Here is a 7,201-nt window from a genome sequence, read left to right on the forward strand (position 1 = left end):
CTATCCTAAAAAATGCTTGAACTACAAGTCACCCAGAGAAGACTTCTGGATGGCTAACTTGAACTTGAAATTCGCCATATTTGAATTTCTTAACTTAATGACATTGACCCGAAGGCAACTTTTTCCGTCCATAAAATTTCAAAAGAGAATGGATTATTCAGAGCTAAAAGCTGCAGCTTGCTGCATTTGGTAATACTTGCCTTTTCTAGCCATGAGGTCCTGATTGTTCCCATACTCAACAATGTCGCCATCCACCAAGACAAGAATCAAATCCGCATCCTGAATGGTTGACAAGCGGTGGGCGATGATAAAACTTGTGTGCCCCTTCATGAGTTTAGCAAAGGCATCCTGAACCAGCACTTCTGTTCGTGTATCGATGGAGGAAGTCGCCTCGTCTAAGATAAGAATCTTTGGAATAGCTAGAAAGACACGGGCAATGGTCAAGAGCTGAGCCTGACCGACAGAGAGAGATTCACCCGCATTTTCCAGTTTGGTATCATAGCCCTGCGGCAGTTGTTGGATAAAGAAGTCTGCATTGGCAGCTTTGGCAGCAGCAATCACCTGCTCTCGACTGGCTTCAGGATTGCCAAAGGCAATATTGTCATAAATGGTCCCTTGCTTGAGCCAGGTTTCTTGGAGCACCATGCCAAACTGCTGTCTCAATGATGCTCGGGTATAATCATAAATGGATCGTCCATCCAGCAAGATATCTCCCGACTTAATAGGATAAAAACGCATGAGGAGATTGATAAGAGTTGATTTTCCAGCACCTGTCGGACCAACGATGGCTACCTTGCTGCCAGCTGGGATATCGATGGATAAGTCCTTAATCAAGGTCCTTTCAGGATTGTATCCAAAAGAAACATGTTTAAAGGAAATAGCCCCCTTCACTTGATCACTGGTCAAGAGTTCCTTACCTGTTTCAGCAACCTCAGGACTTTCTAAGACAGCATAGACGCGCTCTGCGCAAGCGAGAGCACTTTGCAACTCGGCTAAAACAGAAGAAATATCGTTAAAGGGCTTGGTGTACTGCTGGACATAGTTTAAAAAAGTCACTAAACGACCGATAGTCAGGGTGGACCCCATCATGATACGATAAGCTCCCACTCCAGCAAGAAGAGCATAGATGAGTGCATTAACAAAGCGAGTCGAAGGATTAACCGTTGAAGAATAAAAGATGGCTGACTGAGAATAGCCTGCGTAGTTGCCATTCGCCTCGTGCAGTCTTTGGATAAACTCTGTCTGAGCATTGAAAGACTGGATAATAGTTTGCTGGCTAAGCGATTCTTCAATCAACTGAGTCTGAATCCCCCTCGTCTCTGTTTGCTTTTGGAAGAGATGATAAGATCGTTTGGCAATGAAGCGTGAAATAACCATAGACAGTGGCGTTAACAGCAAGACCAAGAGAGTCATGAGGAGATGAATTTGAAGCATGGCTAGAATACTAACCAAAATCATCATAACACCAATGAAAAATTGGTTAAAAATCATGGTCAAACCAGCTGCCAACTGTTCTATATCCGTGGTTACACGACTAACCATCTCTCCACTCCCCTGCCGATCCACAAAAGCAATCGGTAAACGATGGAGCTTATAGATGATTCGCTCTCGCAAGTCTTTGGTATAAGAGAAGATTAGACGATTATAAAGAAGAGGATTGGCCCATTGCACCAGTGTATTTCCTATGACTACCAAGATCATCTGGAGGAAAATCTGCCAAAAAACTGGTGAAGAACCAGCCACTAGGACCTGGTCGATGACCTGCCCAATCAGAATAGGTAAATAAATTGATAAGGCAACCTGAGCAATAGTTCCTAGAAAGGTCAGGAAAAGGAGGAAAGGATGGCTGGCTAAATCTATGGCTAAACGTTTTAGCGTCTGGTTTGCAGTTTGTCGTCCCATGCTAGTCCTCCTTTCCATGTTGGGATGCATTGATTTCACGATAGACTTGACTAGTCTTCATCAAATCCTCGTGCTTGCCGATAGCTAGTAACTCACCTTTTTCCAAGAGGAGAATTTGGTCAGCCATCTGAAGTGTAGAAGTCCGTTGAGAAATCAAAATTAAGCTCGTATTTGGCATATTTTCTCGAATAGCTTTCAAGAGCTTGGACTCGGTAATGGTGTCCAGTGCCGAAGTCGCATCATCTAGGATGAGGAACGGAGCTTGGCGCAAGGCTGCTCGTGCAATAGACAGCCTTTGTTTTTGTCCACCTGAGAAATTTCGACCTCCTGCCTCAACAGTGGCATCCAAGAGTCCTTCCTTTTCACCGACAAAATCCTTTGCTTGCGCAATCTCCAAGGCCTGCCAGAGTTCTTGGTCAGATACTTCTTGATTTAAACCCAAAGTCAAGTTGGAACGAATAGTTCCTTTAAAGAGTTCGACCTTTTGGGGTACATAGGCAATCCAAGACCGCCACTGTTCAAGTTTACGAGGACTACGTCCATTTCGATAAAGGTCAATGCTTCCCTTGTCTGCTGGATAAAGTCCAAGTAAGACTTGCACCAAGCTTGATTTACCAGAACCCGTCCCCCCAATGATACCAAGGATTTGCCCTTGCTTCATATCAAAGGAAATGTCTCTCAGAGAAGGTTGGGCCGCATCTAGATAGGTAAAGGTCAATTCTTGGACTTGTAAAGCCTGATCATTGGTAGCTTGCTTTTGTTCTAACTCTGAATGGATATCTTCTGGAGCTTCAGCAAAGACTTCCTCGATTCGCTTGGCTGAGATATAGGACTGGTTGAGAGAATTTATCAGCATGGCGAGCTTAACCAATTCCACCAAGATCTGTAAGAGGTAGTTGATAAGCGCAATAAGAGCACCCTGACTGAGTACCCCTCCTTGAATTGAAATATAGCCCTGCCAGATGATGACGAGAAGGGTTCCATTGACAATCAGATAGGTCAGAGGTGTTAACAAACTAGACCAGAAACCCGTCTTTTCTTGCAATCTCGCATAGACTTGGTTAAGGGTTTGAAAAATATGCAATTCTCGTTTTTCTTGTCCAAAAGCACGAATGACCTGCATCCCTTGCAATTGCTGGCGTGTTTCCTGAACCAGTTGGTCCGTTTTCTTTCTGAGACTACTGTAGAGAGGATTAACCAGTCGAGAGAGCCCTACAATGACGATTGTCAAAATGACAACCATAACTAAAAACCAAAAAGTCAGCTCAGCTGAAATTCGATAGGCCATAAAGATCGCCCCAAAAACGATAATAGGCGCTCGCAAAAAGAGGCGCAGAAATTGATTGATCCCAGTCTGAATCTGATAAGTGTCCGAAGTCAAACGAGTCACCAAGCTAGAAGTTGTCAGACGGTCTCTGCTATCCTTGGGCAAGGAAAGAATATGACGATAAAGGTCGTTTGTCAGTTCTTTGGCAAAACCAACCGCAGCCTTGGCTGAATAAAACTGAGCTACCAAGGCCACTAAAACGCCAATCACTGCACAGATAAGGAGTAGGCCAATCTGCATCCATAGATGCCCTTGATCTCTCTGGGGCAAGGATTGGTCAACAATCCCTGCAATCACCATGGGAACCAGGAGCTCAAACACAGCTTCTAGTAGCTTGAACAAGGGTGCCAAAATCGATTCCTTGATGTAGGGTTTAAAGTAAGATAGTAAGTGTTTCATAAATCCCTTCTATTCTTATTCTGGAAATGAAGAAAGTGGGAAGCCCCACCCTCTCTGATTTATTTGTTTAAGTAAGGTAATAGATAGCCATATCCTGCTTTTTCCATCTCATCCTTGGCTACAAAGCGCAAGGATGCAGAATTGATACAGTAACGGAGGCCACCTAACTTACGCGGTCCATCTGTGAAAACATGACCTAAGTGAGCATTTCCTGACCGAGAACGAACCTCGATTCGCTCCATTCCATGACTCAAGTCTTTGTAATAATGAATCAACTCCTTAGAAATCGGACGGCTAAAACTTGGCCAACCACAACCTGAGGCAAACTTATCCTTGGCAAAAAAGAGTGGCTCACCCGTCGTAATGTCTACATAAATCCCTTCTTCAAAGGTTTGGTCATAGGCATTGGTAAATGGAGCCTCTGTAGCAGCTTCTTGGGTAACACGATAAGACTCTTCAGTTAAGCTTTTCTTCAACACTTCTTGACTAGGCTTTTCATAGTTAGATGCGTCAATCAATGGCTTATCAGCATCGATCACATCAATATGGCAGTAACCTGAAGGATTTTTCTTAAGATAGTCTTGGTGGTAGTCTTCAGCCAGAATGTAGTGGCGTAGTTTCTCTACTTCTACTGCAATCTTTCGACCCAACATGCGCTCCTGCTCCTGCACCACTGTGTAGATAATGGGCAGATCTGCTTCATTCTGATAATAGATTCCTGTTCGATATTGGCGACCACGGTCATTCCCTTGTTGATTAATCGATAAAGGATCGATGACTCGGAAATAATAAAGTAAAATCTCTCTGAGTGACACTGCTTTCTCATCATACATCACTTGAACAGTCTCTGCATGGTCTGTTTCCTCGAGCAGCTGGTAATTGGTCGTTTCGACTTGCCCATTAGCGTAGCCAACACTGGTTGCTAGCACTCCAGAAATTCGTGAAAAATATTCCTCTAGGCCCCAAAAACAACCGCCTGCTAGATAAATTTCTGCCATCTTCGTTTCTCCTTTATCAAGTTTGTAACTAATACTCTTCGAAAATCTCTTCAAACCGCGTCAGCTTCATCCACAACCTCAAAACAGTGTTTTGAGCAGCCTGCGGCTAGCTTCCTAGTTTGCTCTTTGATTTTCATTGAGTATAAACTTCTTTTCAAAAAAAGGATAGGAAGCCCTCTGGTCGAGAGTTCCCCCATCCTATCATCTATTCTTTATTTTACTTGGACACGGACACCTTGGGTATCAACTTTCAAATCATGCAGTTTTCCTTTGAAAGGTTGCTTTTCCAATTCTGCCTTAATCGTTGGCATCTTGTCATGAGAAGCCAAGACCATAACTGTCGGTCCGGCACCAGAGAGATAGGTTGCATAGGCACCATTCTCTTTGGCTACTTGCTTAATCGTAGCAAATTCTCTCACCAAGTCCTGACGGTAACGTTCGTGGAAGAGGTCTCCCTCGATTGCTTGCCCAGCCGTCACCATATCTCCTGCTAACAAAGCCGCAACCGCCACATTGGCGATAGAACTAGCAGCGACAGCTTCCTTGTAGGACAATTTTTTAGGCAAGACACCACGGCTATCGCGAGTGCGTAATTCATAGTTAGGAATGTAAGCTAGAAAATCACACTCTGGGAAGTCTGCCACAATCGCAGAGACTTGCCCTTCAACAGAACTTGCAATAACTAGATTACCATAAATGGCTGGAGCCACATTGTCTGGATGTCCTTCAATCTTGGTCGCCAACTGTAATTTTTCATGGTCTGACAAGTTGAGCTGACCCAGTTGGTTGGCTAGTTCAATCCCAGCAACAATCACCGAGCTAGAAGAACCCAAACCACGCGCCAAGGGAACATCACTGGTCATTTTCAAACGTCTTGGTTGCAAATCTGGTACAATTTGCAAAGCGATTTTGAGCATGAGATTACGCTCGTCATGTGGAATCCATTTACCAATCTGGTGTTCAATCAGCCACTCATCTCGTTCTTCGCAGACCTCAATTTGAAGATACTTGGTTACAGCTACACCGACCGAGTCAAAACCTGGCCCAATATTGGCACTGGTTGCAGGTACAATAATTTTCATCTTATTCTCCTAGCACCTTGAAGGTATTCAAGAGGTCAAATTCTGAAACCTTCTTCAATTCAGCTGAGACATTTTCAAGCTGGGCTTTATTAATCTTGTGTGTAATGATAACAACACGCGCCTTGTCACCCTCTTTGCCATCTTGGAGGATTTGTTTGAAGGAAATATCTTGAGCGTTGAAAATCTCAGCAAGTTTCAAGACCTGACCTTTTGAGTCTGGTGCCAAGATTGAGAAATAGTAATTTGATTTAACATCTTCTGGATTTGCCAAGACTAGGTCACGGCTGTATTCATTGAAGTCTTTACCAATGGTACCATCATTCAAGCGACGAACGATACGGACAATATCTGCTACGACACTTGTTGCAGTTGGTTTTTGACCCGCACCTGGTCCGTAGTACATAGACTCACCGATGCCGATAGATTCTACAAAGACAGCATTCATCACGCCATTCACGCTAGCAAGTGGGTGTGCTTTGGGAAGGAAGGTTGGAGTTACTTCTGCAGCAATACCTGAAGGAGTTTCCTCGATAGAACCAACCAATTTCACTACATAGCCAAGATTTTGTGCTACAGCTACGTCTTCTGGCGTGATGTTGCGAATTCCCTTGTGGGCTACGTCATCGAAGGCAACCTTCATGCCAAAGGCAAATTGGCTCAAAATCACCATCTTGTAGGCTGCATCGATCCCATCCACGTCATTTGTAGGGTCACTTTCTGCAAAACCTAGTCTTTGTGCTTCCGCCAGAGCATCATCGTAAGACCAGCCTTCTTCTACCATCTTGGTCATCATGAAGTTGGAAGTTCCGTTAACCACACCAAGAACGCGCGTGATTTTATCAGAAGCCAAGGAATTTGCTAGAGTGCGAAGAATTGGAATCCCACCAGCTACTGCTGCTTCGTAGTAAAGTGCTACCTTGTTAGCTTTAGCAATTTCTAACAATTCTGCACCATGGACAGCCAAAAGATCCTTATTAGCAGTAACAACGTGTTTCCCAGCTTCCAAGGCACGAGTGATAAAGGTTTTAGCTGGTTCGATACGTCCCATCAATTCCACTACGATTGTAATGTCTTGATCTGACAAAATATCATCCACATTGGTTACAAAGTTAAAGTCATTCCCTGCTGCAAGCAAGCGATTCTTTTCATCTTCATCTTTGACCAATACCTTGGCAACTTCAATCTCTGAATGTGCTGATTGATTGATTTTTTCTCCATTTTCCTTTAGGAGGAAAGGCACGCCACTTGCAACGGTACCAAATCCTAGTAAAGCAATTTTAACTGTCATGTTTGTCTCCTCGAAATTTTCTAATATAGCCATTATAACAGAATTTTGTGAAAATTCCTATTATAGTAAATCACTATTTCAATCTAGAAAAGAAAAAGAGGTTGGGCAAAAACCCACTTCTAACTATCAAAAAAACGAGCATTTCCGTAGTTAGAGATGCTCGTTTTCTTATGTCATGGTTTATAATTAAAATAAGAACAAAACA

General features: G+C 43.5%; 5 protein-coding genes. All 5 read right to left on the minus strand.

What is annotated here, in order from left to right:
* Window positions 1-153 precede the first annotated feature (153 nt).
* The 5 genes from FGQ53_RS10675 to FGQ53_RS10700 all read right to left on the minus strand — a co-directional run bounded on the left by FGQ53_RS10675 (window position 154) and on the right by FGQ53_RS10700 (window position 6,996).
* Window positions 154-1,902: an ABC transporter ATP-binding protein gene (locus FGQ53_RS10675; protein WP_138338671.1), complete on the minus strand. Its 1,749-nt coding sequence runs from the start codon at window positions 1,900-1,902 to the stop codon at window positions 154-156.
* Window position 1,903: 1 nt separating this feature from the next.
* Window positions 1,904-3,628 carry an ABC transporter ATP-binding protein gene (locus FGQ53_RS10680; protein ID WP_138338674.1) on the minus strand — a complete coding sequence of 575 codons (1,725 nt, stop codon included), beginning with the start codon at window positions 3,626-3,628 and terminating at the stop codon, window positions 1,904-1,906.
* Between the two features lie 59 nt (window positions 3,629-3,687).
* Window positions 3,688-4,626, minus strand: coding sequence for a peptide-methionine (R)-S-oxide reductase MsrB (gene msrB, locus FGQ53_RS10685; protein ID WP_138338678.1), 939 nt, complete (start codon window positions 4,624-4,626; stop codon window positions 3,688-3,690).
* 212 nt (window positions 4,627-4,838) lie between these two features.
* On the minus strand, window positions 4,839-5,708 hold the full coding sequence (gene thrB, locus FGQ53_RS10695; protein ID WP_138338680.1) for a homoserine kinase: 870 nt from the start codon (window positions 5,706-5,708) through the stop codon (window positions 4,839-4,841).
* A gap of 1 nt (window position 5,709) precedes the next feature.
* On the minus strand, window positions 5,710-6,996 hold the full coding sequence (locus FGQ53_RS10700; RefSeq protein ID WP_138338683.1) for a homoserine dehydrogenase: 1,287 nt from the start codon (window positions 6,994-6,996) through the stop codon (window positions 5,710-5,712).
* Window positions 6,997-7,201 lie beyond the last annotated feature (205 nt).

This window comes from Streptococcus mitis (assembly GCF_005844455.1).
Lineage (GTDB): Bacteria > Bacillota > Bacilli > Lactobacillales > Streptococcaceae > Streptococcus > Streptococcus mitis_BF.

What these genes read in the sequence shown, in the direction of transcription:
- FGQ53_RS10700 (WP_138338683.1), bottom strand. Translation starts at nt 6,996, where the DNA reads ATGACAGTTAAAATTGCTTTACTAGGATTTGGTACCGTTGCAAGTGGC.
- msrB (WP_138338678.1), bottom strand. Translation starts at nt 4,626, where the DNA reads ATGGCAGAAATTTATCTAGCAGGCGGTTGTTTTTGGGGCCTAGAGGAA.
- thrB (WP_138338680.1), bottom strand. Translation starts at nt 5,708, where the DNA reads ATGAAAATTATTGTACCTGCAACCAGTGCCAATATTGGGCCAGGTTTT.
- FGQ53_RS10680 (WP_138338674.1), bottom strand. Translation starts at nt 3,628, where the DNA reads ATGAAACACTTACTATCTTACTTTAAACCCTACATCAAGGAATCGATT.
- FGQ53_RS10675 (WP_138338671.1), bottom strand. Translation starts at nt 1,902, where the DNA reads ATGGGACGACAAACTGCAAACCAGACGCTAAAACGTTTAGCCATAGAT.